This is a genomic window from Brevibacillus sp. SIMBA_040, from assembly GCF_046535075.1.
GTDB lineage: Bacteria > Bacillota > Bacilli > Brevibacillales > Brevibacillaceae > Brevibacillus.
In genome coordinates this window covers 1-243 of the sequence record NZ_JAWRXI010000363.1, presented here as the reverse complement: position 1 = coordinate 243, position 243 = coordinate 1, and the positions used below count along the sequence as shown (strand labels likewise).

At 32.1% G+C, this 243-nt stretch carries 1 protein-coding gene; it reads right to left on the bottom strand.

The annotated features are described in order from the left end of the window. Positions 1-243: hypothetical protein (locus SB752_RS33125; RefSeq protein WP_410719615.1), on the bottom strand; the 243-nt coding region annotated here is incomplete at both ends.

The following is a 243-nucleotide window of genomic DNA, read 5'->3' as shown; positions in this document are numbered from 1 at the left end:
GTAGATTTTTTCTTCAAGAACCTGTCCTGCTATTTTTCTTAATCCCTTTCCATTATCAAATACAGGAACAGTTGTAACGACTGCCTTTCCTTCTTTTGTATCGTTTTCTGAAATTTTTATAACTTCAAATTTACACGGTTCATACCTTTGGGCATTTACATCTGGTTTGTATACTTTTGTAGGAGTTTGGTTTTTGCTGACATTGGCATTTGTAGTAATGACTTTATTTTTTACATTCAGATA